The organism is Rhodococcus antarcticus (genome assembly GCF_026153295.1).
Taxonomy (GTDB): domain Bacteria; phylum Actinomycetota; class Actinomycetes; order Mycobacteriales; family Mycobacteriaceae; genus Rhodococcus_D; species Rhodococcus_D antarcticus.
Genome location: NZ_CP110615.1, coordinates 1,779,464 through 1,801,962, shown reverse-complemented (window position 1 = coordinate 1,801,962; position 22,499 = coordinate 1,779,464). Strand labels below are relative to the sequence as shown.

General features: G+C 75.2%; 24 protein-coding genes. 18 read left to right on the top strand and 6 right to left on the bottom strand.

The features are described from left to right. Window positions 1–80: 80 nt before the first annotated feature. Genes RHODO2019_RS08660 through RHODO2019_RS08645 form a run of 4 tightly spaced genes read left to right on the top strand, consistent with a single transcriptional unit; the run spans window position 81 to window position 3,986 of the window. Window positions 81–758: a BON domain-containing protein gene (locus tag RHODO2019_RS08660; RefSeq protein ID WP_265384553.1), complete on the top strand. Its 678-nt coding sequence runs from the start codon at window positions 81–83 to the stop codon at window positions 756–758. A gap of 50 nt (window positions 759–808) precedes the next feature. Further along, window positions 809–2,059: an arginine deiminase gene (locus RHODO2019_RS08655; protein WP_265384552.1), complete on the top strand. Its 1,251-nt coding sequence runs from the start codon at window positions 809–811 to the stop codon at window positions 2,057–2,059. Beyond that, window positions 2,056–3,078, top strand: a complete 1,023-nt coding sequence (gene argF / locus RHODO2019_RS08650; RefSeq protein WP_265384551.1) for an ornithine carbamoyltransferase — start codon at window positions 2,056–2,058, stop codon at window positions 3,076–3,078. The genes RHODO2019_RS08655 and argF overlap by 4 nt, the downstream gene beginning before the upstream one ends. Window positions 3,079–3,080: 2 nt before the next feature. After that, on the top strand, window positions 3,081–3,986 hold the full coding sequence (locus RHODO2019_RS08645) for a carbamate kinase (RefSeq protein ID WP_265384550.1): 906 nt from the start codon (window positions 3,081–3,083) through the stop codon (window positions 3,984–3,986). Window positions 3,987–3,988: 2 nt separating this feature from the next. Here the strand turns inward: RHODO2019_RS08645 and RHODO2019_RS08640 are convergent, their stop codons facing one another. Next, window positions 3,989–5,068, bottom strand: a complete 1,080-nt coding sequence (locus RHODO2019_RS08640) for an acetate/propionate family kinase (protein WP_265384549.1) — start codon at window positions 5,066–5,068, stop codon at window positions 3,989–3,991. 177 nt (window positions 5,069–5,245) lie between these two features. On the opposite strand from RHODO2019_RS08640, the gene RHODO2019_RS08635 reads away from it, so the two are divergent. The 6 genes from RHODO2019_RS08635 to RHODO2019_RS08610 all read left to right on the top strand — a co-directional run bounded on the left by RHODO2019_RS08635 (window position 5,246) and on the right by RHODO2019_RS08610 (window position 11,717). After that, window positions 5,246–5,806, top strand: coding sequence for a universal stress protein (locus RHODO2019_RS08635; protein ID WP_265384548.1), 561 nt, complete (start codon window positions 5,246–5,248; stop codon window positions 5,804–5,806). Beyond that, window positions 5,803–6,687 (top strand): universal stress protein, encoded by an 885-nt coding sequence (locus tag RHODO2019_RS08630; RefSeq protein WP_265384547.1) that lies wholly within the window; start codon window positions 5,803–5,805, stop codon window positions 6,685–6,687. The genes RHODO2019_RS08635 and RHODO2019_RS08630 overlap by 4 nt, the downstream gene beginning before the upstream one ends. Next, the gene (locus RHODO2019_RS08625) at window positions 6,684–8,150 is read left to right on the top strand and encodes a bifunctional aminoglycoside phosphotransferase/ATP-binding protein (RefSeq protein WP_265384546.1); all 1,467 of its coding nucleotides are present in this window, start codon (window positions 6,684–6,686) and stop codon (window positions 8,148–8,150) included. The genes RHODO2019_RS08630 and RHODO2019_RS08625 overlap by 4 nt, the downstream gene beginning before the upstream one ends. A gap of 245 nt (window positions 8,151–8,395) precedes the next feature. Continuing rightward, window positions 8,396–9,361: an Acg family FMN-binding oxidoreductase gene (locus RHODO2019_RS08620; RefSeq protein ID WP_265384545.1), complete on the top strand. Its 966-nt coding sequence runs from the start codon at window positions 8,396–8,398 to the stop codon at window positions 9,359–9,361. After that, window positions 9,358–11,067 carry a sensor histidine kinase gene (locus tag RHODO2019_RS08615; protein ID WP_265384544.1) on the top strand — a complete coding sequence of 570 codons (1,710 nt, stop codon included), beginning with the start codon at window positions 9,358–9,360 and terminating at the stop codon, window positions 11,065–11,067. Before RHODO2019_RS08620 ends, RHODO2019_RS08615 begins: the two co-directional genes overlap by 4 nt. Before the next feature lie 50 nt (window positions 11,068–11,117). Next, window positions 11,118–11,717 carry a response regulator gene (locus tag RHODO2019_RS08610; protein ID WP_265384693.1) on the top strand — a complete coding sequence of 200 codons (600 nt, stop codon included), beginning with the start codon at window positions 11,118–11,120 and terminating at the stop codon, window positions 11,715–11,717. 29 nt (window positions 11,718–11,746) lie between these two features. On the opposite strand, the gene RHODO2019_RS08605 is transcribed toward RHODO2019_RS08610, so the two are convergent. Continuing rightward, window positions 11,747–12,622, bottom strand: coding sequence for a universal stress protein (locus tag RHODO2019_RS08605; RefSeq protein WP_265384543.1), 876 nt, complete (start codon window positions 12,620–12,622; stop codon window positions 11,747–11,749). A 181-nt stretch (window positions 12,623–12,803) separates the two neighbouring features. On the opposite strand from RHODO2019_RS08605, the gene RHODO2019_RS08600 reads away from it, so the two are divergent. The 3 genes from RHODO2019_RS08600 to RHODO2019_RS08590 are packed head-to-tail and all read left to right on the top strand — an operon-like array spanning window position 12,804 to window position 14,833. After that, window positions 12,804–13,487, top strand: a complete 684-nt coding sequence (locus RHODO2019_RS08600; protein ID WP_265384542.1) for a BON domain-containing protein — start codon at window positions 12,804–12,806, stop codon at window positions 13,485–13,487. Next, entirely contained in the window at window positions 13,487–14,371 is an 885-nt protein-coding gene (locus RHODO2019_RS08595; protein WP_265384541.1) for a slipin family protein, read from the top strand. The genes RHODO2019_RS08600 and RHODO2019_RS08595 overlap by 1 nt, the downstream gene beginning before the upstream one ends. Window positions 14,372–14,383: 12 nt before the next feature. Further along, entirely contained in the window at window positions 14,384–14,833 is a 450-nt protein-coding gene (locus RHODO2019_RS08590) for a pyridoxamine 5'-phosphate oxidase family protein (RefSeq protein ID WP_265384540.1), read from the top strand. Window positions 14,834–14,936: 103 nt separating this feature from the next. Here the strand turns inward: RHODO2019_RS08590 and RHODO2019_RS08585 are convergent, their stop codons facing one another. From RHODO2019_RS08585 to RHODO2019_RS08575, 3 genes are all read right to left on the bottom strand, one after another. After that, a complete protein-coding gene (locus RHODO2019_RS08585; RefSeq protein WP_265384539.1) occupies window positions 14,937–15,080 on the bottom strand; it encodes a hypothetical protein in 144 nt (47 codons plus the stop codon). 190 nt (window positions 15,081–15,270) lie between these two features. Continuing rightward, window positions 15,271–16,242 carry an Acg family FMN-binding oxidoreductase gene (locus RHODO2019_RS08580; RefSeq protein ID WP_265384538.1) on the bottom strand — a complete coding sequence of 324 codons (972 nt, stop codon included), beginning with the start codon at window positions 16,240–16,242 and terminating at the stop codon, window positions 15,271–15,273. A gap of 160 nt (window positions 16,243–16,402) precedes the next feature. Beyond that, a complete protein-coding gene (locus RHODO2019_RS08575; protein ID WP_265384537.1) occupies window positions 16,403–16,879 on the bottom strand; it encodes a universal stress protein in 477 nt (158 codons plus the stop codon). Window positions 16,880–17,136: 257 nt separating this feature from the next. On the opposite strand from RHODO2019_RS08575, the gene RHODO2019_RS08570 reads away from it, so the two are divergent. The 5 genes from RHODO2019_RS08570 to RHODO2019_RS08550 all read left to right on the top strand — a co-directional run bounded on the left by RHODO2019_RS08570 (window position 17,137) and on the right by RHODO2019_RS08550 (window position 21,448). Then, window positions 17,137–17,694 (top strand): hypothetical protein, encoded by a 558-nt coding sequence (locus RHODO2019_RS08570; protein ID WP_265384536.1) that lies wholly within the window; start codon window positions 17,137–17,139, stop codon window positions 17,692–17,694. Next, window positions 17,691–18,239, top strand: a complete 549-nt coding sequence (locus RHODO2019_RS08565) for a universal stress protein (RefSeq protein WP_265384535.1) — start codon at window positions 17,691–17,693, stop codon at window positions 18,237–18,239. The genes RHODO2019_RS08570 and RHODO2019_RS08565 overlap by 4 nt, the downstream gene beginning before the upstream one ends. A gap of 212 nt (window positions 18,240–18,451) precedes the next feature. Then, window positions 18,452–19,228 carry a GAF and ANTAR domain-containing protein gene (locus tag RHODO2019_RS08560; RefSeq protein ID WP_265384534.1) on the top strand — a complete coding sequence of 259 codons (777 nt, stop codon included), beginning with the start codon at window positions 18,452–18,454 and terminating at the stop codon, window positions 19,226–19,228. 917 nt (window positions 19,229–20,145) lie between these two features. After that, window positions 20,146–20,499, top strand: a complete 354-nt coding sequence (locus RHODO2019_RS08555; protein WP_265384533.1) for a ribosomal subunit interface protein — start codon at window positions 20,146–20,148, stop codon at window positions 20,497–20,499. Window positions 20,500–20,794: 295 nt separating this feature from the next. Next, entirely contained in the window at window positions 20,795–21,448 is a 654-nt protein-coding gene (locus RHODO2019_RS08550) for a response regulator transcription factor (protein ID WP_265384532.1), read from the top strand. Window positions 21,449–21,542: 94 nt separating this feature from the next. Here the strand turns inward: RHODO2019_RS08550 and RHODO2019_RS08545 are convergent, their stop codons facing one another. After that, a complete protein-coding gene (locus tag RHODO2019_RS08545) occupies window positions 21,543–22,340 on the bottom strand; it encodes an MIP/aquaporin family protein (protein WP_265384531.1) in 798 nt (265 codons plus the stop codon). Window positions 22,341–22,499: the final 159 nt, after the last annotated feature.

Here is a 22,499-nt window from a genome sequence, read left to right as displayed (position 1 = left end):
TGCGGCAACGGTGCGTCCGCCCCGTCCGAGGGGGACCTTGGGCCCTGCCCGGACGGGTCGGCGCTGACCAGGCTGGGAACATGACACAGACCGCGAGCGACAGGGTGCCCGTCTCCGACGCCGAGCTGAAGAGCGCCGTCCTGGCCGAGCTCAGCTGGATCCCCAGCGTCAGCTCCACCCACATCGGGGTGGCCGTGGCCGACGGCGCGGTGACCCTCTCCGGCGAGGTGGACAGCTTCCCGGAGAAGCTGCTCGCCGGGAAGGCCGTGGCGCGGGTGCGCGGTGTGCAGGCCATCGCCCAGGAGATCACCGTCCGCTCCCGCTGGGGGGCGGCGAACGACACCGACATCGCCCGCGAGGCGGGAGAGGCCGTGCACCGCGCCGTCGACGTCCCGGACACGGTGCACGTCGCCGTGCGCAGCCACGTCGTCACCCTCTCCGGCACCGTCGCCTGGCAGCACGAGCGCGAGGCCGCCGGCCGCGCCGTCCGCTACGTCCGGGGCGTCAGCGGGGTCCTGAACACGATCACGCTGCGGCCCACCGCGACGGCGACGGGGATCAAGGCCGCCATCGGGGCAGCGCTGGTCCGCAGCGCCCAGCTCGAGGGCAAGCACATCACCGTCACCGAGGACGCCGACGGCGTCGTCACCCTGGAGGGCACCGTCCGCTCCTGGGCCGAGCGCCGCGCCGCCGAGCACGCGAGCTGGTCCGCGCCGGGCGTCACCGGGGTGCTCGACCACCTGCGCATCGAGTACTGATCCCCGCCCACCCCCGCCCCACCCGCACCTGCTCGAGGAAGGGAACTGCTGTGCACCGCACGCTCGGAGTCCACTCGGAGGTCGGCGTCCTGCGCCAGGCCGTCCTGCACCGCCCGGGGCTGGAGCTCAGCCGCCTCACGCCCAGCACCTGCCGCGACCTGCTGTTCGACGACGTCCTCTGGGCGGCGAAGGCCCGCGAGGAGCACGACACGTTCGCTCAGGTGCTGCGCGAGCAGGGGGTGACCGTGCACCACTGGGACACCCTGCTCGCCGAGACCATGGAGCTCCCCGACGCACGGGCGTTCGTGCTGGACCGGGTGTGCACCCCGGAGCGGGTGGGCCCGACGCTGGTGGCGCCGCTGCGCGAGCTGTTCGAGAAGGTCGACGCCGCGTCGCTCGCCGAGCTGCTCGTCGGGGGCGTCACCCGCGCCGACCTCTCGCCGCTGCACGTGCACAGCCTGCGCTTGGCCACCCTGGACCTCGACGACCTCGTGCTCGCCCCGCTGCCCAACACCCTGTTCCCCCGGGACAGCTCGGCCTGGGTGTACGGCGGGGTGAGCATCAACCCGATGGCCAAGGCGGCGCGGCGCCGCGAGCAGCTGCACTGCCAGGCCGTGTACCGCTTCCACCCGCTGTTCACCGCCGCCACGTTCCCCGTCTACTACGGGGCGGACGACGTCGACCACCAGCCGGCGACCCTGGAGGGCGGAGACATCCACGTCCTCGGCCGTGGGGTGGTGCTGATCGGGATGGGGGAGCGGACCACGCCGATGGCGGTGGAGATCCTGGCCCGCGAGCTGTTCCGCACGTCGCAGGCGCACACGGTCATCGCGGTCGAGATGCCCCGGAGCCACGCGCTGATGCACCTGGACACCATCCTCACGATGATCGACCTCGACACCTTCGTCTGCTACCCGGGCCTGGACCCGCGGGCGATGCGCACGTGGGTGGTCACCGCGGCCGACCCGGAGGAGGTGGTGGAGCGCGCCACCGCCGGGCTGCGCGTGGAGGCGCGCACCGACCTGGTCGACACCATCTCCGACGCCCTGGGCGTGCCCGTGCGGGTGCTCTCGGCCACCGAGGACGCCCGCGCCGCCGAGCGCGAGCAGTGGGACGACGCCAACAACTTCCTGGCCCTGGCCCCGGGGGTGGTGGTCGGCTACGAGCGCAACACCGTCACCAACTCCATGCTGCGGGAGCACGGCATCGAGGTCCTCTCCATCCCGGGCAACGAGCTCGGCCGTGGCCGGGGCGGCTCCCGGTGCATGACCCTGCCGATCGAGCGCGACGGCCTCCGGTGAGCGCGCCGACGACCACCCGGGCCACCGGGCGCCACCCGGGCTCGCTGCTGCGCACCCTCGACCTGGACGCCCACGGGCTGCTGGAGCTCGTCCGCACCGCCGGCGAGCTCAAGCGCGAGCGGGCCGCCGGCACCGAGGTCCCCCGGCTGACCGGACGCAACATCGCGCTGGTGTTCGAGAAGAGCTCCACCCGGACCCGGTGCGCGTTCGAGGTGGCTGCGCACGAGCAGGGCGCCCACGTGACCTACCTCGACACGGCCGGCTCGCACATGGGCCGGGAGGAGTCGGTCGAGGACACCGCACAGGTGCTGGGCCGGATGTTCGACGGCATCGAGTTCCGGGGGTTCGCCCAGGAGACCGTGGAGCAGCTCGCCGAGCACGCCGGGGTCCCCGTGTGGAACGGCCTCACCGACTCCTGGCACCCCACCCAGGTGCTCGCCGACGTGATGACGATGCTCGAGCACCACCCCGGCCCGGTCGACGGGATCAGCCTCTGCTTCCTCGGCGACGGCCACGGCAACGTCGGTCGCTCCCTGCTGGTGGCCGGGGCGCTGCTGGGCATGGACGTCCGCATCGCCGCGCCGCGCGCGCTGTGGCCGCCCGACGACGTCGTGGCCACCGCGCACGCCCTGGCCGAGACCAGCGGTGCCCGGGTCCTGGTGACCGAGGACCCCGAGCTCGGGGTGGCCAACGCGGACTTCCTCTACACCGACGTGTGGGTGAGCATGGGCGAGCCGGAGAGCGCCTGGAGCACCCGGGTGCCGCTGCTGACGCCGTACCGGGTGACCGCCGAGCTGGTGGCGGCCACGCACAACCCGGACGTCGCCTTCCTGCACTGCCTGCCCGCGGTGCACGACCGCACCACGGTGCTCGGGGAGAAGGTGCACGCGACGTTCGGGCTGGACGGGGCCGAGGTCACCGACGCGGTGTTCCGCTCGGCCGCCTCCCTCGTGTTCGACCAGGCCGAGAACCGGCTGCACACCATCAAGGCGGTCCTGGTCGCTGCCCTGGGTCGCTGACGGTGCGCATCGTCGTCGCGGTCGGCGGAAACGCGCTGCTGCGCCGGGGCGAGCCGCCCGACGCCGCCGTGCAGCGTCACCACGTGCAGGCCGCGGCGGCCGCCCTGGCCCCGCTGGCCGAGTCCCACGAGCTGGTCCTCGTGCACGGCAACGGGCCCCAGGTGGGACTGCTCGCGGTGCAGAGCTCCGCCGACCCGTCGCTGAGCGAGCCCTACCCGCTGGACGTCCTGGGGGCACAGACCCAGGGCATGATCGGCTACTGGTTCGCGCAGGCGCTGCACGACGCGGGGGTGCGCCGCCCGGTGCTCGTGGTGGTGACCCAGACCGTGGTCTCCGCGCAGGATCCGGCGTTCGCCGCGCCGACGAAGCCCGTGGGCGCGGTGATGACGCGCGAGCACGCGGTGCGCCAGGCCCACGAGCACCGGTGGACCGTGCGCTCCGACGGCGAGCAGTGGCGCCGCGTGGTGGCCTCCCCGGAGCCCCTGCGCGTGGTGGAGCTCGCGAGCATCGCCGCGCTGGTCGACGCCCGGACGGTCGTGGTCTGCGGGGGAGGGGGTGGGGTGCCGGTGGTGGAGGGCGCCGACGGTGGGCTGCGCGGTGTCGAGGCCGTGGTCGACAAGGACCTCACCGCGGCGCTGCTCGCGCAGGCCCTCGACGCCGACCGGCTGGTGCTGCTGACCGACGTGGCCGGCGTGCTGAGCGGGTTCGGCACCCCGGCGGCGGCCCTGCTGCCGACGGTGCGCACCGTCGACGTCGACGCTCTGGAGCTGGCGGCGGGGTCGATGGGACCGAAGGTGGAGGCGTGCCGGCGGTTCGTGGTCGCGACCGGACGTCCCGCGGTGATCGGCGCCCTCGACGACGCCGCCGCCGTGGTCGCCGGGACGGCCGGGACCACGGTGACCGCCTGAGCTCACCCCGGCAGCGTGCGCACCTCGTGGGCGATCTGCAGGTCCTCGCGGGCGGTGACCACGAGCGTGCGCACCGACGAGCCCGGCGCGGACACGTCGGCGTCGGCATGGGCACGGTCGTTGGCCGGGCCGTCGAGGACCACGCCGAGGAAGGCCAGGGCCGCCGCCGCGCGGGCGCGCACCACGGCCGAGTGCTCGCCCACCCCGCCGGTCAGCACGAGGACGTCGAGCCCGCCCGTCGCGGCGGTCATGGCAGCGACCCCGGCGACGAGGGCGTGCAGGTAGACCTCCAGCGCGAGCACGGCCCGCGGGTCCCGCACGCGGGAGCGCCGAACGACCTCCTCCAGGTCCGCGGTCCCGGCGAGGGCGAGCAGCCCCGAGCGCTGCTCCAGCGAAGCGGCCACCTCGTGCGCGGCCAGGTGCTCGTGCTCCAGCAGCCACAGCACCAGCCCCGGGTCGACCGAGCCGGAGCGGGTCGCCATCACCAGGCCGTCCAGCGGCGTGAACCCCATCGTGGTGTCGACGCTGCGGCCACCGAGCACCGCCGTCACGGAGGCCCCGGCCCCGAGGTGGCAGCTCACCACCCGCAGCTGCTCCACGGGACGACCGACGAGCTCCGCCGCGCGCCGGGCGGCCCAGGCGTGCGACAAACCGTGGAAGCCGTAGCGGCGGATCCCCCAGCGCTGGCGCCACTCCAGCGGGACGGCGCAGGTGGCGGCCGCGTCCGGGATGTCGGCGTGGAAGGCGGTGTCGAAGCAGGTCACGGCCGGGACCCCGGGCAGCATCGCGGACACCGCGTCCAGCGCGGCGAGGGACGTCGGCTGGTGCAGCGGCGCCAGGTCGGTGAGCTCGCCCAGCGCCCGGCGCACACCGGCGTCGACCCGCACCGGACCGGTGAACTCGGTGCCACCGTGCACCACGCGGTGGCCGACCACGTCCGGGGTCGGCCAGTCCCGCAGCGCCGCGCCCGCGTCGCCGCCGGCCGGCAGGTCCGCGCTGCGCACCACCTCGACCCCCTCGAGCAGCCGCAGCTTCAGGCTGGACGAGCCCGCGTTGACGACCAGCACCCGGTCGGCGTGCACGTCAGGGCACCACCGGTGCGGGCTCGCACCGGAGGTCGACCGGCACGGGCGGGGGCAGGAGGGCGGTCACCCCGCCACGGTGGTCGGTCCGCGCTGTCCCGGCCAGCGACCAAGGTCCCGAGAACGTCGGGACCGCCGGTCCTGTCCCGCGGCGTGCGGGCGCGGGAGGGTCGACCCATGACCACCACCGCTGCTCCCACCACCGCACCGGAGACCACCGCACCGGAGACCACCGCACCGGAGACCACCGCTGGTCCCGCCCCGCTGCCGACCGACCCGACCGCGCTGGCCGCCCGTGTCGTGGTCGGCATGGACGACGACCCGGCCTCGGTGGCGGCGCTGCGCTTCGCGGCCACCGAGGCCGCCTACCGTGGTGGGGACGTGGTGGCGCTGCACGTGTTCCACTACCCGAGCATCTGGGGCGTGTTCCCCGTGTGGCCGGAGGAGGGTCAGCCCGCCGCGTTCATCGGCGCCGGGCTGCAGGAGACGGTGGACGGCGTCCTCGCCGAGCGGGTCGCCGCCGGCGAGCCGGCGGTCGAGATCACGGCCCTGGTCGTGGAGGGCATCAACGCCGACGAGCTGCGCCGCGCGGCGGCCGGGGTGGCCCTGCTCGTGCTCGGGGCGCGCCACCACAGCCGCGTCCTGGGCTCGGTCAGCTCGACGGTTCTGAACCACTCCGCGCACGGCCTGTCCTGCCCGGTCGTCGTCGTGCCCGCGGCCGCCGTCGTCGCGGCGTGAGCACACCGACCGCCCCGGCTCCGGTCGTCGTCGGGGTCGACGGATCACCGGCCGCCGGGAGCGCGGTGGCCTGGGCCGCCACCGAGGCCCGCCTGCGCGACGTGCCGCTGCTGGTGGTGGCCGCGCTGCCCGGTCCCGGGATCGGCGAGCTGAGCACCGTGCTCACCGACGCTGCGGTCAGCCACCGGTTCCGCACCAGCGAGGTGCTCACAGCTGCGGCCGCGCAGGCCCGCGCCCTGGGCGCCACCGACGTGCGCGCCGAGCTGCACCCGGGCCCGCCGGTGACCGCCCTGCTCGCCCACTCCCTCGACGCCGGCCTGCTCGTGGTCGGTTCCCGCGGCGTCGGCGAGCGCTCCGGTGGGCTGGCGCACTCGGTGAGCTCCTCGGTGGTCGGCCACGCCCGCTGCCCCGTCGTGGTGGTGCACGCCGCGGTGGCCACGCCCGAGCAGGGGCCCGTCGTGGTCGGGGTGGACGGCTCGCCCACCAGCGACCGGGCCGTGGAGCTGGCGTTCGCGGAGGCCGCGCTGCGCGGTGCCGACCTGGTGGCCGTGCACGCGTGGACCGACCTCGACCTGGCGGCGGTCTACGCGCTGGACAGCTCCGCCGCGGTGCTGGACCCCGCGCTGCTGCAGGCCGGGCACACCGAAGTCCTCGCCCTGGCGCTGGCCGCCCCGGCCGCGCGGCACCCCGGGGTGGTCGTCCGCGAGGTGGTGGTGGAGGACCGGCCGGTGCGCACCCTGCTCGCCGAGGCCGAGGGGGCCGCGCTGGTCGTGGTCGGCAGCCACGGCCGCGGCGGGTTCGCGAGCATGCTGCTGGGCTCCACGAGCCGCGCGCTGCTGCAGTCCGTCGACTGCCCGCTGGTGGTCGTCCGGGAGTCGTGAGCAGCGCCTGGAGCACCCCGTTCCTCACCGTGGCCGAGACGCACTCGGGGGTGCTGGTCCTCTCGGCCGACCGCGCCCACAAGATGAAGAAGCCCGTGCGCACCGCGTTCCTGGACTTCAGCACCCCGGCCCGCCGCCGGGCGGCCCTGGACCGCGAGCTCGAGCTGAACCGACGCCTCGCGCCCGACGTCTACCTGGGGGTGGTGACCGTCGAGGACCCGCTCGGGGGGGCGGCCGAGCCCGTGCTGGTGATGCGCCGGATGCCGGACGAGCTGCGGCTGTCCACGATGGTCACGCAGGGGCGCGCCGTCGATGCCCACCTGGTGGCCCTGGCGCACCTGGTGGCGGACTTCCACGGCACCGCCCGCCGAGGGCCCGAGGTCGACGCCGAGGGCGGGGCGGACGCCCTGCGGGAGCGCTGGGGCGACAACGTCGACCAGGCCCGCGAGATGGGGGTGCTCGACGCAGGGGTCCTGGACGAGGTCGCGGAGCTGGTCGCGCAGTTCCTCGACGGCCGCGGTCCGCTGCTGGCCCTGCGGGTGGCCCAGGGGTGCATCGTCGACGGGCACGCCGACCTCATCGCCGAGGACGTGTTCTGCCTGCCGGACGGCCCCCGGGTGCTCGACTGCCTCGACTTCGACGACCGGCTCCGCTTCGTCGACCGCCTCGACGATGCCGCCTTCCTCGCCATGGACCTGGAGCACCTCGGCCGCCCCGGGCTCGCCGCGGACTTCCTGCACGACTACGCGCTGGCCTCCGGCGAGACGGTGGCGGCACCGGACTCCCTCGTCCACCACTACACCGCCTACCGCGCGTTCGTCCGCGCCAAGGTCGAGGGCCTGCAGCACACCCAGGGCCGGGCCGGGGCGGCCGAGCAGGCGGCGGGCTACGCCGACCTGGCCCTGCGGCACCTCCGGGCGGCCACGGTGCGGCTGGTGCTGGTCGGCGGGCTGCCCGGCACAGGCAAGTCGACCGTGGCCGCCGCGCTCGCGGCCGAGCTGGGGGCGGTGGTGCTGGCCAGCGACGTGCTCCGCGTCGAGCTCCGGGCGGCCGGGGAGATCGCGGGCGAGGGCGGCACGGTGGACGGCGGTGCGTACTCGGCCGGGGCCAAGGAGCGGGTGCTCGCCGCGCTGCTGGACCGCGCCCGGTCAGAGCTGGGGCTGGGGCGCTCGGTGGTGCTGGATGCCTCGTGGACCTCCGCCGCCGACCGGACCCGGGTGGTGTCGCTGGCCCTCCAGGGCTCCTCCGACGTGACCGAGCTGCGCTGCGTGGTCCCCGCGGAGGTGGCGGCGCAGCGGATCCACCAGCGGCCGCGGGGTCCTTCCGAGGCCACCCCGGAGATCGCGGCGGCCATGGCGCGGTCGGCAGACCCCTGGCCTGAGGCGGTGGCGCTCGACACGACCGCGCCGCTGCCCGCCACCGTCCGGGAAGCGCTGCGGGCGGTGCTCGGCCCCGCGCGCTGATCCCTGGTGACCGGGCGACCAGCACGGTGGTGCGGTGCGAGCCCGCGGCCAGCAGGTTCGGGAGGGTGTCCGTGACGCCTACTGTCTGGGGGCGCGCCCGACCGGACCAGGGATCCTTCGTCCCGCCGGCCGGGAGGGAGGTCCCACCGCAGGGGCGGGACCTTCGCCCCTGTCGGCGCCTGACCGGGCGAGCGCACACTCGACCCACTCGTGCCCGACCACTCGAGGACGACAGGAGGGCCGCGGTGCCCCAGCTCGCCCGCACCACCGCGCTGCGTCGCGCTGCCGTGCAGGCGGTGCGCGCGCCGTCGGTGCACAACACCCAGCCGTGGCGCCTGCGCCTCACGCCGGACAGCCTCGAGGTGCACGCCGACTGGAGCAGGCGACTGTCCGTGCTCGACGGGCACGGCCGCCAGGTGCTGATGAGCTGCGGCTGCGCCCTGCTCAACGCCCAGGTCGCCATCGCCGCGGCCGGTCGGACGTGCCGGGTGGAACGGGTGCCCGATCCCGCCCGCCCGGACCTGCTCGCCCGGGTCGTGCTGCTCGACGAGCCGCCGGCCGGGTCCGCGCCGTCCACCGACGCGCTGGCGCGGCTGGACGTCGCCGTGGACGCACGCCGCACCACCCGGACGCCGTTCACCGGTGATCCGCCGCCCGCCGCCCTGCTGGTGCGCCTGGTGGGCGCGGCCGCGGACGAGGGGGCCGAGCTCCGGGTCCTGGACGCGGCCCAGGGCCGGACCGCCTCCCGGCTGAGCCGACGGGCTGACGAGGTGCAGGACGCGGTGCCCGGCTACCGCCACGAGCTCGCGGCGTGGACCGGCGGCGACGTCGGCCGCACCGACGGTGTACCGGTCTCGGCGCTGCCGCCCCGGACCGGACGAGGGCCCGACACCCGCGGGATGGGTCTGCTGACCGGCCAGGACGACCCGACGACCGGCGCGCTGATGGTGCTGGGGACGCGGCACGAGTCGCAGCTGGAGTGGCTGCGCGCCGGTGAGGCGCTGGAGCGGGTGCTGCTCGAGCTGACGGTCGCCGGCTTCGCGGCCAGCACGCTCATGCAGGTCATCGAGGTGGCGGAGACCAACGCCGCGCTGCGTGCCGGGCTCGGGCTGGTGATGCACCCGCAGACGCTGGTGCGCGTGGGCCGCGCCGGTGAGGTCCCCGCCACGCGTCGGCGCCGCCTCGTCGACGTGCTGAGCGAGACGGCGTGACCGCGGCCGCAGACGGGTCCAAGCTCGGCCTCGACGAGCTTCTGGTGCAGCTGATCGACCGTGCCCAGGACGTGCAGGCCACCCAGGGGCGGCTGCGTGGCCTGCTCAAGGCCAACCAGGCCGTGGTGGCCGACCTGTCCCTGCCGGTGCTGCTGCGGCACGTGGTCGCGGCCGCCTGCGAGCTCTCGCAGGCCCGGTACGGCGCCCTGGGCGTGCTCGACGCGTCCGGCGGGCTGGCGGAGTTCGTCACCGTCGGCATGGACGAGGCCACCGTCGCGCGGATCGGTCACCTGCCGGAGGGGAAGGGACTGCTCGGCGCCCTCATCGACGACCCGCGCCCGATCCGGCTGCACGAGATGTCCGACGACATCCGCTCGGTGGGCTTCCCGGAGCACCACCCGCCGATGAGCACGTTCCTCGGGGTGCCCGTCCGGGTCCGCGACGTCGTCTTCGGCCACCTCTACCTGGCCGAGCGCTTGGACGGGGACTTCACCGCCGAGGACACCGAGCTGGTCTCCGCGCTCGCGGCCACCGCCGGGGTGGCCATCGAGAACGCGCGGCTCTACGCCGACGCCCAGCGCCGCCAGGCCTGGCTGCAGGCGTCCACCGAGGTGACCCGTCAGCTCCTCTCGGTGGACGGGGAGGACCCGCTGGAGGTCATCGCCCGGCTCGCGCGGGACATCGCCGACGCGGACGTGGTCACCGTGCTGCTGCCGACCCCCGACGGGCGGCGGGTCATCATCGAGGTGGCCGCAGGGGACGGCGCCGCCGAGCTGACCGCCCGCACGTTCCCTCTGGAGGGCAGCGTGGTGGGACTGACGCTGGAGTCCGGGGCGCCCGTGCTGGTGGAGGACGCCCAGACCGACGAGCGCTTCACCGCCCAGGTGGTCGACGCGGTGACCGTCGGGCCGGGCATGTGCCTGCCGCTCGGGGGACCGGCCCGGGCACGGGGCGTGCTGTCCATCGGACGGCGCCGCGGTCGGCACCTGTTCACCCCCGCGGACCTCGAGATGGCCAGCACCTTCGCCGACCACGCCGCCGTGGCCCTCGAGCTCGCCGATGCCCGCACCGACCAGCAGCGCATCGCGCTGCTCACCGACCGTGACCGGATCGCCCGGGACCTGCACGACCACGTCATCCAGCGACTGTTCGCCCTGGGGCTCACCGTGCAGAGCGTCGCCTCCGGCCTCGACGACGACCCCCGGGCCCAGCGGCTGCACCGCGTGGTCACCGACATCGACGACACCATCCGGCAGACCCGCACGTCCATCTTCGCGCTGCGCGGCTCGCTCGGGCCGGCGACGAGCACGGTGCGCACCCGCCTGCTGACCGTGGCGGCCGAGGTGGGCCCGCTGCTGGGGTGCGAGCCGCACCTGCGCTTCCGGGGGCCGATCGACGCCGTGGTCCCCGAGCCGGTGGTCGACGACCTCGTCGCCGTGCTCCGGGAGGCCCTCACCAACGCCGCCCGGCACGCCGGCGCCGAGCACGTCGAGGTCGACCTGCTCGCCAGCACCACCAGGCTCAGCCTCGTGGTGCTCGACGACGGCACCGGGCTCGGCGGTGCGACCCGCCGCAGCGGTCTGGCCAACCTGCGGTGTCGCGCCGAGCAGCACGGCGGCACCCTCCTGCTGGAGCCCGGCACCGAGACCCCCACCCGACCGCACCACGAAGGGACCCGGCTGACGTGGACGATCCCGCTCGCCTGACCGCCGCCACCGAGAAGACCATCGGCGTCTTCCTCCTCGACGACCACGAGATGGTGCGCCGCGGCATCGCAGACCTGCTCACCGAGGAACCTGGCATCACCATCGTGGGGGAGGCGGCGACCGCGGCCGAGGCCGTCCGCCGCATCCCCGCCGCACAGCCGGACGTCGCGCTGCTGGACGCCCGCCTGCCCGACGGCTCCGGCATCGACGTGTGCCGGGACCTGCGTGCCTCCGCCCCGGCGGTGCGCTGCCTCATCCTCACCTCCTACGACGACGACGACGCGATCTTCGCCGCCGTGATGGCCGGCGCCGCGGGCTACCTGCTCAAGGAGATCCGCGGGACCTCGCTGGTGGACGCGATCCGCCAGGTGGCCGCGGGCAAGTCCCTGCTGGACCCTGCCGTCACCGAGCGGCTGCTCACCCGGCTGCGCGAGGGCGAGCCCAGCGATCCCCGCCTCGCCTCCCTGACCGACCGCGAGCGGGAGGTGCTCAACCTCATCGCCGACGGCCTCACCAACCGCGAGATCGGCAGCGCCCTGTTCCTGTCGGAGAAGACCGTCAAGAACTACGTGTCGGGGCTTTTCGCCAAGCTCGGCATGCAGCGCCGCACGCAGGCCGCCGTCTACGGGGCGGACCTGCGGCGGACCTGAACGGCTCAGCCCCTGGGCCGGACCACGGCTCAGCCCCTGGGCCGGACCACGGCGACGGGACACGCGCAGTGGTGCAGCAGCGCCTGGCTCACCGAGCCCAGCACCAGGCCGGCCAGCGCACCCCGGCCGCCGCAGCCGACCACCACGAGCTGGGCGTGGGCGCCCTGGGCCAGCAGGACCTCGGTGGCGGGCCGTCGCGACAGCACGCGCGAGACGGTCACCGCGGGGTACTTTTCCGACCACCCCGCCAGCCGCTCGGCGAGCAGCTCCCCCTCGGTCTCCAGGGTCGCGCGCAGGTCCGACTGCCGCTGCAGCGTGGGGTGGAGGTCCGCCCACCACGCGTGCACGGCCACCAGCGGCACCCGGCGGGAGGAGGCGGCGTCGAAGGCGAAGGCCAGCGCGTCCTCGCTGGTCGGGGTGCCGTCCACGCCGACCACCACGGGCAGGTCGGCCGCCGGAGCACCGTCGCCCCGCACCACGACCACCGGGCAGCCCGCACCCCGGGCCAGGGCCACCGCGCTCGAACCCACCAGCACCCCGGCCAGGGCGCCGAGCCCACGGTCGCCGATCACGAGCGTCCCCGCCCGGCGGGACTCCGCCCCGAGGACGGCGATCGGCTCGCCCACCACCACCCGGTGGCTCACGTCCACGTCGGGGACGACCTCGCCCACCTCCTGCGCGACCCGGGCGAGGTGGAGCTCACGCTCGTGCAGAAGCTCACGGCGGTAGGCGTCACCGTGCTGCAGGTGCCCGCTCTCGCCCGGCCGCCAGGGGAAGGCCGTGACCAGCCGGAGCGGCACCTCGCGCCGGACGGCCTCGGCCGCACCCCAGTGCACCGCCAGGTCCGCGCTCTCCGCGCCGTCGACGCCCACCACCACGGCCCGGTCCTGCTCTGTGCTCGTCACGCACCGAGCCTGGGCGCGGCGACGGCCCCGCGGCAGAGGCGAACGGCCCGCACCGCGGGGGAGGCGAACGGCCCGCACCGCGGGGGAGGCGAACGGCCCGCACCGCGGGGGAGGCCCAGGACCCCCTGGCACGGGACCTTGGGCCCTGCTGCACACCGGGCGTGCCGAGCAGGCTCGACCCATGACCACCGCCGCGCAGTCCACCTCCCCTCCCGTCCCCACCGACGCCGAGCTGCAGGCGGCCGTCGTCTCCGAGCTGATCTGGGTCAAGGACGTCGACGCCACCCACATCGGGGTCGCGGCGTCCGAGGGCGCCGTCACGCTCTCCGGGGAGGTCGGCAGCTTCCCCGAGAAGCGGCTCGCGGTGAAGGCCGCCCAGCGGGTCCGCGGCGCGAACGGCGTGGCCGACCAGATGACCGTGCGCACCACCTCCGGCGCGGCCAACGACACCGACGTGGCCCGGGAGGCGGGCGAGGCGATCGAGCGGGCCGTCAACGTCCCGCCCACCGTGCGGGTGGCCGTGCACGACCACGTGGTGACCCTGAGCGGAGCCGTCACCTGGCAGTACCAGCGGGTGGCGGCCGGCCGCGCCGTGCACTACCTCAAGGGTGTGCGCGACGTGTTCAACCTCATCACCATCAGCCCGGGGATCGCGACGGCCGGCATCCGGGCCGAGATCGGCGAGGCCCTCGTGCGCAACGCCCAGGTGGACGGCCGCACCGTCACCGTCACCGCGGACTCCGCCGGCATGGTCACCCTCACCGGCACCGTGCGCTCCTGGGGCGAGCGCCGCCAGGCCGAGCAGGCGTGCTGGTCGGCTCCTGGCGTCCTCGGGGTCACCGACCACCTGCACGTCGAGCGCTGATGACCACCGTGCTCGCCGTCCTCGCGGTGGTGCTCGTGGTGGTCCTCGTCGGCCTGGCGCTGGCCGTGCGGATCGTCCAGCAGTACGAGCAGGGCGTGTTGTTCCGGCTCGGCCGCGTCATCGGCGAGCGCGACCCCGGGCTGCGGATCATGATCCCGTTCGTCGACGTGCTGCACCGTGTCTCGCTGCGGATCGTCACCATGCCCATCCAGTCCCAGGGGATCATCACCCGGGACAACGTGAGCGTCGACGTCTCCGCCGTCGCCTACTTCCGCGTCGTCGACGCCGTGAAGTCCGTGGTCGCCATCGAGAACGTCTACTCCGCCATCGACCAGATCGCCCAGACCACGCTGCGCAAGGTCGTCGGCCAGCACACCCTGGACGAGACCCTGTCCGAGACCGACCGCATCAACACCGACATCCGGCAGATCCTCGACGTCGCCACCGTCGAGTGGGGCGTCGAGGTGACCTTGGTGGAGCTCAAGGACATCCAGCTGCCCGACAGCATGAAGCGCGCCATGGCGCGCCAGGCCGAGGCCGAGCGGGAGAAGCGCGCCAAGATCATCAGCGCCGAGGGCGAGCACCTCGCCGCCGCGGCCCTGGGCGACGCCTCCGACATCATGGCGGCCCACCCGCTGGCCCTGCAGCTGCGCACCCTGCAGTCCCTGGTCGAGATCGGCGTCGACAAGAACACCACCGTCGTGTTCCCCGCCCCGCTGATGAGCACCATCGCCGAGCTCGGCACCTTCCTGACCCACGAGACGGCGGCCGCGGTGGCTGCGCTCCCGGTGACCCCGGCCGCACCGGTGGTGCCGGAGACAGGGACGCACGACAACGGGCACCTCCACGAGCCGATCCGGCTCGCGGAGCTCGGGAAGTTCTGAGGAGGAGAGACGATGACGACCGAGACGGTGCCAGGCCTCGAGGTCCTGACGAGGGCGGAGTGCCTGCGCATGCTCGCCGGCGCGCCGACGGGGTGGTTGGTGTTCAGCACACCGCTGCGACCGCGGATGACGCTGGTCAACGTGGCGCTGCACGGCGAGGACGTGCTGGTGCGCACGGGTCCTGGTGAGGCGGTGCTGGCGGCCGAGAACGGACTGGTGATGACCATCGGTGTCAGCGCGATGGACGAGGTCAACCGCACGGGGTGGTCGGTGACCGTGACGGGGACGGCTCGGCTGCTCGATCCCGTGGTGGAGTCCGCGGACGGCGCCGCGCCCCACCCCTGGGCTCCGGGACTGAAGAACCAGGTGCTGGCCGTGTGCGCCGAGGACGTCACCGGGCGCCGGGTGACGGCCAGGCCCCTGCTCGGTGTGGGGGAGGCGTGCAGCGGCTGGTGGGGCTGAGACGGGGCGCGTTCCCGCGCGGCGGCTCAGAGCTGGGCGAGCAGGCGGTTCATCGTCGCGACCTCCGCGTTCTGGGCGGCGACGACGGACGTGGCGAGGGCCTTCACGTCGGTGTCCCGGACACGTCCACGGCCTGCGCGTGGTGCGGGTCCGTGTCGGTCAGGAACGTGACGTCGGCGTCGTTGAGCACGACGTCGGCTGGGCGCCGGTGATCGCCGGGATCACCATGCTCCTGCGGCAGCCGCACCGGGGCACCGGTCCCCGCCCAACCGCTCCGCGCAGCAGGTGCTCGCCGAGCGGCTGGCCCGCGGCGAGATCGACGAGGTGAGCTCACCCGGCGCCTGGCGACCCTGCACGGGACCACGAAGCTCGGACCGAGAGCCCACCCGCCGCGAGGAAGGAGCCCCCCGACGGCCGTGACGTCCGGGGAGCGCGGCTCAGACCGTGGTCAGCACCTCGTGGAGGGGCCGGCGGGGGGTGGTCGGGAGCTCCGGACCGCTGCTGGCCCAGCCCACCCGGACGACCACCTGCGGTTCGACGCTGCCGCCGAGGACACCGTCGCGCAGCGCTCGTCGGGTCGTCGGGACCTCGAGCACCTGGCTGAGGGGGCAGGAGGCGAGGCCGGCGTGGGTGGCGGCGAGCAGGACGGCGCTCAGGGCCTCGCCCGCCCGGAGCTGGGCGAGGCGGTCGTCGGAGCTGGTGCCGATGACCAGCAGCTCTGCCCCGTCGACGTCGTGCTCGGTGTCCTGCAGGGTTCCTGCCGCGAACCGACGACCGACCCCGTGGGGGTGCCCCGACGTCCCGGTGAGGTTGGCCGCGGGCACGCCCTCTGAGTCCGCGGTCCGACCGCTCCACAGCGCCAGCTCGCCCTCGTAGCCGGGGGTGGCGGCCTGGGCGACGTCGGCGGCGCGGGCATCGGCCAGCATCCGCGTCCGGTCCCCGGTGCGTCCCAGCACGCGGACCAGAGCCCCCTGGTTCTCGGCGGCCTCCCGCAGCGCGGCCAGCGTCTCCGCCGGCACCGGCCACGCGCGGAACGGACGGCGGTCGCTGCACCGCCGGCCCACATCGGCACCCCGCACCACTTCCTCGTCGGTGCCGCGGCCGTGGCGCAGCTCCACCGACGCGAGGTGGTCGGGCTCGTCGGGGTTCGGCAGCCGGTGCACCGAGGCGCGCACCCCGACCGAGGCGAGGGCGACCACGAGGTGGTGCAGCGCTGCTCCGCAGCTGACCACGAGGTCGCGCCCGTCGGGATCGGTGGCCGGCAGCCAGCGGTGCAGGTCGGCGTGCAGGGAGATGCTGTGGTCGGTCAGCTCCCAGGTCCAGGGTTGGGTGTTGTGCACCGACGGTGCGCGGCATGCCAGCTCGAGGGCGGCGTGCAGGGTGTTGCGGTCGATCAGCTCGTCGATCACGGCGTGCTCCTCTGCTCGTCGGTCCGTCCGTCGGGCAGGACGCCGTGACGCACGGCGCGGCGGACGGCTCGCTGCTGAACCCCCACCGCGCGCACGGACCGTCGTGCTCGGTCACCTCCGATCGTCCACCGGTCGTGAGGGCTCACGGTAGGGGCGAAGGTCACCGCGGCGCCGGTCCCGCCGCGTCGGTCTCGTCCCCGTGCACCACGACCACCGGGCACGCGGAGTGCTCGGCGCACTGCGCGCTGACCGAGCCCAGCAGCAGGCCCGCGAACCCACCGTGACCGCGGCTGCCGACCACGAGCAGCTCGGCGTGGTGGCTGGCCGCTATGAGCACGGGCGCGGGACGGCCGCGGCGGACGTGGGTGCGCAGACCCGCCGGGCCCGGACCGCCGAAGGCGGTGTCCACGGCGCTCGCGAGGATGGCTCCGGCGTCCACCTCGGGGTCCCAGCCACCGATCCCGCCGGCCATCCCGTAGCTCGCCGGGAACTCCCAGGACGTGACGGCGTCGAGCTCGAGTCCGAGCGCCCCGCCGACCCGGGCGGCCCAGCGCAGCGCCGCCAGCGAGGAGGGTGAGCCGTCCACCCCCACGACGACGCGGCCCGGCTCGTTGGCGGGGGTGGGCTGGGTGCTCATGCGGGTCTCCTGCGCTCGGGGGCTGTGCACCCAGCGTCGCGGCCGGGGCCCGCCCGACCCAGAGCCCGAGGGCCCGCCCCGGGGGGACCTCCGGCCCTGCTGCGGCGGGCGCGCCCGGCGTCCACTGGTGCCCATGAGAGCCACCGTCACCGCCTTCCGCGTCCCCCTCGATCAAGGTCGGCCGTGTCGACCGGCCGAGACCGTGGCGGTGTTCGAGCTGTGAGCACCCCGGTCACCAGGCTCGGCGGCGACATCCGATGACGAGCTGGACGCCCTGCTCCGCGACGGGTCCCGCGGGTTTTGACCTCGACACCGCGGTGCTGGTCTCCCCGGACGTGCTCGACTGCGCTGGCGGGCTCCGGACGAGCCGGGCCACGGCGACGCCCTGGCGGGAGTCGCTGTGGCGCACGGGCTCCGGTGAGCACGTGGTGGGCCTGGACAGCGGGGGAGCGGGTTCGAGCGGTCTGGACGCCGACCGGTGGCGCTGGGTGTCGCCGGCGCTCGCCGAGGAGTGGCTGCGGAGCCAGGGCCTGGACGAGGCGGCGGACGCCGCCTTCGGCCCGGTGCCCGGTCGCCCACCGACGCCGGTGACGGTCCTGCTCGACCGCGAGCACCGGGCCCGCCTGGAACAGCTGTGCGTCGACGAGGACGTCAGCATGTCGCACGTGCTGGTGCTGGCGCTGGAGCGGCTGCTGCTCGAGCGGTCCGATCCCGTGCGCGCCGTGACGCCCTGGTGGCCGGAAGGCGTCGCGCGGGAGGGGTTTCCGGTCCCGAGGGGTGCGCGGGGCCTGCCGGTGGAGACGTGGGAGCCGTGAGCACGCGGGTGCCCGAGCTCGTGCACAGCCCCCGGTTCCCCGCGCCCGTCGAGCTCGGTCGGCGGGTGGTGGTGGGGGTGGACGGGGACCCTGCCGGTCTGGCGGCCCTCCGCTTCGCCGCGGTGGAGGCCGCGCACCGCGGCGGCGACGTCCTCGCGGTGCACGTGTGGCACCACCCGGCCAGCTGGGGCATCTCCGCGACCACCTGGGGCTACGCCGGGGTGCGCCTGCCCGACGGCGAGCCGGCCCGGCACATCCTCGCGGCCCTGCAGGCGTCGGTGGAGCTGGTGCTGGCCGAGCGGGCTGCCGCGGGTGAACCCGTCGTCGTCATCACCGCCGAGGTGGTGGAGGGGGTCGACGCGCGCACCCTGCACTCAGTGGCCCGCGGCGCGTCTCTGCTCGTGCTCGGCGCCCGGCACCACAGCCGCCTGCTGGGGTCGGTCAGCCTCGCCGTGGTCGGTCATCCGCCGTGTCCGGTCGCCGTGGTCCCACCGCCGCACCCGGTGACCGTCGTGGTCCCGCGCAGTGCCGTCGACCCTGGGTGAGCGTCCCCGGTCCCCCGGTGGGGGCAGCGCCTGGGTCCGGGGCAGCGGGGCTGGAGATCGCGCTGCTCCTGGTCGGGTCGGTCCTGCCCACCCGTCTCGCGGCCGGGCGAGCACGGGGGACGGCGTGACCGTGCCGCGACGTCGACGGTGATCACCCGCACGCGCCACGCGCCTACTATCCTTCGTAGGGGTCGTGATCGACAACGGTGGGGATGACGATCATGGACGAGGGATCAGGGCAGGACGAGGCGCTGGATGCGACCGCGGAGGAGGACGCCGACCTCCGGGTGAGCCTGGCCGGGCTCGCGAGCCTGGCGACCGGGGAGATGACGCTGTCGGCGATGCTGACGCACGTCGCGGAGTTCGCCGTGGCCGCCATCCCGGGGGCCGACGGAGCGGGGGTCACGCTGATGCAGCGGGGTCGGGCCGACACCATCGTCGCGAGCGCCGACTTCGTCCGGGAGGTCGACGCGGTGCAGTACGGCATCGGCGAAGGCCCCTGCATCACCGCGGCCGCGGAGGGCGTCACGGTGCGCTCCGGGGCGCTGGGCACCGACGCCACCTGGCCGCGGTTCGGGGCGCGCGTGCGGAAGATGGGTGTGCACTCCGCGCTGTCGCTGCCCCTGGTGACGCCGCTGGGCATCCTGGGTGCCATGAACGTCTACGCCCACGCCGAGCACGCCTTCGACGACCGGGCGGTGGAGCTCGGCGAGCTGTTCGCCGTCCCGGCCGCCGTCTCCGTGCAGAACGCGACCGTGCTGGCGCAGGCGCTGGAGCTGGCCGGGCAGCTGCAGCGGGCCCTGGGCACCCGCGCGGTGATCGACCAGGCCCTGGGGATCCTGATGAGTCGGAGCGGGGCGGGTGCGGACGAGGCGTTCGTCACGCTGACCACGCTGAGCCAGCGGGAGAACCGCAAGCTGGCCGTCGTGGCGCAGCGCCTGGTCGACGACGCCGTGCGGCGGGCCCGGGCGCGACACGCCCGGGCCTGACGACAGGGGACGAAACGGGACCTCTGGCCCACCCGTGCGAACCCGCCGGTGCGTAGCGTCCTCCACAGCGGCGCAGGCGAGCGGGACCCGACCCCGTACCTGCCTCCGCGCCCCGCCGTGTGCGGCACCAGGATCCACGACCCGGCGATCGGGACGCCCTGAGGCACCCGTGAACATCCCCCCGGCGCTCGCCGCCGACCTCCTCCGGCTCGCCGAGGGCGGTGAGCCCGCCGAGAGCGGCCTCGACGAGCTCCTCGGTGGGCTGGCCGACGCCGCGGCGGTGGCGGTCGAGTCGTTCCTGGGGGTCAGCGCCACGGTGTCCACCCCGGAGGACTCGTTCACGGCCGTGCTGGTCGAGGACGGCACGGCCCAGGACCAGGTGCGGACAGCCGTACGGATCCCCTTGGGCGCCCAGGGTTCGGTGGTGCTGCTCGCAGGGGTGCCAGGTGCCCTGGTGGACCTCGCCGCCGACCTCGCGGTGGCCCTGGGGGTCCCGCCCGCCGACGTCGTCCTGGACGTCGATCTCGCGGTGGCCGGGCCCTGCTGGCCTCGCTCGTCCGGAGCGGCCCCCACCCGGACTGAGCGGGCGACCCTCGACCCCGACCGGTGGGGACCTTCGCCCCGCCGCCGGCGCCGGCGCGTCGACCGGGTTGGACCCCCAGCCAGACCCGGGTCGCGACCCCCGTCGGCCGGGTCGTGCGCGGGTGGCCGGGCTGGGTGCGGTGCTGCCGACCTCGCTACGGCGCAGCGCCCTGGCCCGGTGGACCACGGGCGGTGGATCCGAACGGGACACCCCGCCGGACCTGGTCCGAGCACCGCAGGCGGACCGGGGAGCCCTGGGGCCGAAGGACTCTGGCCGACCGACCGGCCGGAGGACCAGAGTGGGTGCTCCTGGCCCCTGACGACGAGGAGATCCTGTGCTCATCATGATGACCACCGACACCGCCACCCGGCAGTCCGCCCCCGAGCAGCAGGGGTGGGAGGACGAGCTCCGGGCCGGCCTCGACCGGTTCGCCCACGAGCTGACCAGGGTGGTGGCCCACCTCAGCTCGGAGTCCGGGCCGACGGGTCCCGCTGCGCTGCGGTGCGTCCTGGAGGCCGTCCCGGCCGGCCGCTCCCCGCTCGTGGTCACCGAGGACGCGAGCACGGTGGAGGGTTCCGTCCGGGGGGCGCTGCACCAGCTCGTGCGGCTCCTGACCAGCCACGACGGGAAGCTGCGCGACGACAAGGGCGGGGAGACCGTGCGTCACCCCCGACCGACGACGGCCTGACCCCGCCCACGGTGGCCCACCTGGCCCTGCCGGACGTGACGCCATCACCCGCGGACACGGGGTGCCTCGGGTCGGCGACGCCCGAAGGGGCGTGAGCACCGCCGTGGCCGTCGCGGCCGCCCGCGGGCAGGGTCCGGGGTCGCGCCCGTGCGGGAGGGCTGGACTCACCCAGTAGGGTGAAGATCGTTGGGACCCCAGCCAGACCCGGGCCACGGCCGCGTCCGCCCTGGTGCGGACACCGTGGGAGCGCCTGCTCTTAGCCGGGCACGTCCGGTGACCTCTCCACGGAGTCACCATGAGCACCACCTCGCAGACCGCCCCCGTCCGAGTCCTCCTCGTCGACGCCCAGGAGATCTACCGACGCGGCATCGTCCGCGCCCTCGCCGGAGACCTCGCTGTCGACGTCGTCGGCCAGACGGGCACGGTGGCCCAGGCCGACCAGCTCGTCGGGTCGCTGTGCCCGGACGTGGTCCTGCTGGACTCGCGCCTGCCCGACGGCAGCGGGGTGGACCTGTGCCGACGGTCGCAGCAGACGGCGCCGTCCACGCACTGGCTGTTCCTCACCGCCGACGGCGACGGGCTGGCCGACGCGGCGTCCGCTGGGGCGGCCGGGCACCTCCGCAAGGACGTCCACCCCCCCGAGCTGGTCCGGGCCCTCGTGCGGGCCGCGGCGGGCGGCACCTGGGACGCCGCGCGCGACGGGGTGGCCGCCACCGCCGTCTCCGAGCTCACGCTGCTCGTGGCGTCGTTGACCGAGCGGGAGGCGGCCGTGCTGCGGTTGATCACCGACGGGCTGACGAACCGCCAGATCGGGGCCGTGCTGTTCCTCTCCGAGAAGACGGTGAAGAACTACGTCAGCGGCGTGCTGGCCAAGCTCGGGGTGCAGCGGCGCACCCAGGCCGCGGTCCTCGGAGCCGACGCCCGCGAGCTGCTGGGCGCCCCCCGCTGAGCCGTACCCACGTCAGGAGGTGGCCAGGAGCCCCACGGCGTGCAGCACGCCGCCCTGGAGCGCCCGCGTCCGGAGCTGGTCTGAGCCCTCCGGCTCAACGACCGTCCGGTCCGTGCTCGCCAGGCCCTCTCTCGCCGGGCCCGTGCAGACCGGGTCCGCGGCCACCGTGCAGCGGACCGAGGTCACCCTGGGCCGAGCGCGTGCCCACCGGTCCCCCGCCCGGTCCGCGCAGCACCTGGGCGCCCAGCACGGCGAGAGCCGCCCCCAGCAGCGGGCCGAGCAGGTAGATCCAGAGCACGTTCACGTCCCCCTCGACCAGGGCGGGTCCGGCCGAGCGGACGGGGTTCATCGACGCCCCGCTGACCGGTCCTGCCCACAGCCCCCCGATGGCGATCGCCGACCCGACGGCCAGGGCGGACAGCGGGCCGACGTTCTGCGCGCTGGAGGACGAGCCCAGGATCGTGCTGACCAGCGCCAGCGTGGTGAGCACCTCCACGGCCAGGGCCTGGCCGACGGTGAACCCGGGGCCGACGACGGAGGTGCCGGCACCGGCCGCGTCCCCGAACAGCCCGCGCAGCGTGGCCGCGGCGAGCAGGGCGCCGACGAGCTGCGCGGTGACGTAGCCCGGGACCCTGGCCCAGCCGAAGTCCCCGCGCGCGGCGAAGGCCAGGGTGACCACGGGGTTGAGGTGGGCGCCGGAGACCGATCCCATGAACAGGATGACGGTCAGCACGACCAGTCCGGGGGCCGTCACGGCGGCCACCCGCCCCACCGCTCCGTGGGACACCGCGTCGACCACCCCCGCTCCGGCCGCGACCAGGACCAGCAGGTAGGTGCCGAGACACTCGGCGAACAGCCGTCGGAACCGGATCGAGGCGGGCGTGGAGGTCACGGCTGCTCCTGGGGACGAGGGCGTCCGGACGGGTGGCCCGCACCCGGCTGACGGTGGCAGCGCGCGGGCCGGTTGTCCCGGGCCGAAGGTCCCCGGCCCGGCGACCGGGGGCGTTGTGCCCCGGCCGACCGCCCGGGTCCGCGACCACACCGGGGGGGC

Excerpts from the sequence above, each read along its gene's own strand:
- RHODO2019_RS08610 (WP_265384693.1), top strand. The coding sequence starts at position 11,118 with ATGGTGCGCCGCGGCATCGCAGACCTGCTCACCGAGGAACCTGGCATC.
- RHODO2019_RS08660 (WP_265384553.1), top strand. The coding sequence starts at position 81 with ATGACACAGACCGCGAGCGACAGGGTGCCCGTCTCCGACGCCGAGCTG.
- RHODO2019_RS08575 (WP_265384537.1), bottom strand. The coding sequence starts at position 16,879 with ATGAGCACCCAGCCCACCCCCGCCAACGAGCCGGGCCGCGTCGTCGTG.
- RHODO2019_RS08635 (WP_265384548.1), top strand. The coding sequence starts at position 5,246 with ATGACCACCACCGCTGCTCCCACCACCGCACCGGAGACCACCGCACCG.
- RHODO2019_RS08600 (WP_265384542.1), top strand. The coding sequence starts at position 12,804 with ATGACCACCGCCGCGCAGTCCACCTCCCCTCCCGTCCCCACCGACGCC.
- RHODO2019_RS08595 (WP_265384541.1), top strand. The coding sequence starts at position 13,487 with ATGACCACCGTGCTCGCCGTCCTCGCGGTGGTGCTCGTGGTGGTCCTC.
- RHODO2019_RS08570 (WP_265384536.1), top strand. The coding sequence starts at position 17,137 with ATGACGAGCTGGACGCCCTGCTCCGCGACGGGTCCCGCGGGTTTTGAC.
- RHODO2019_RS08590 (WP_265384540.1), top strand. The coding sequence starts at position 14,384 with ATGACGACCGAGACGGTGCCAGGCCTCGAGGTCCTGACGAGGGCGGAG.
- RHODO2019_RS08560 (WP_265384534.1), top strand. The coding sequence starts at position 18,452 with ATGACGATCATGGACGAGGGATCAGGGCAGGACGAGGCGCTGGATGCG.
- RHODO2019_RS08550 (WP_265384532.1), top strand. The coding sequence starts at position 20,795 with ATGAGCACCACCTCGCAGACCGCCCCCGTCCGAGTCCTCCTCGTCGAC.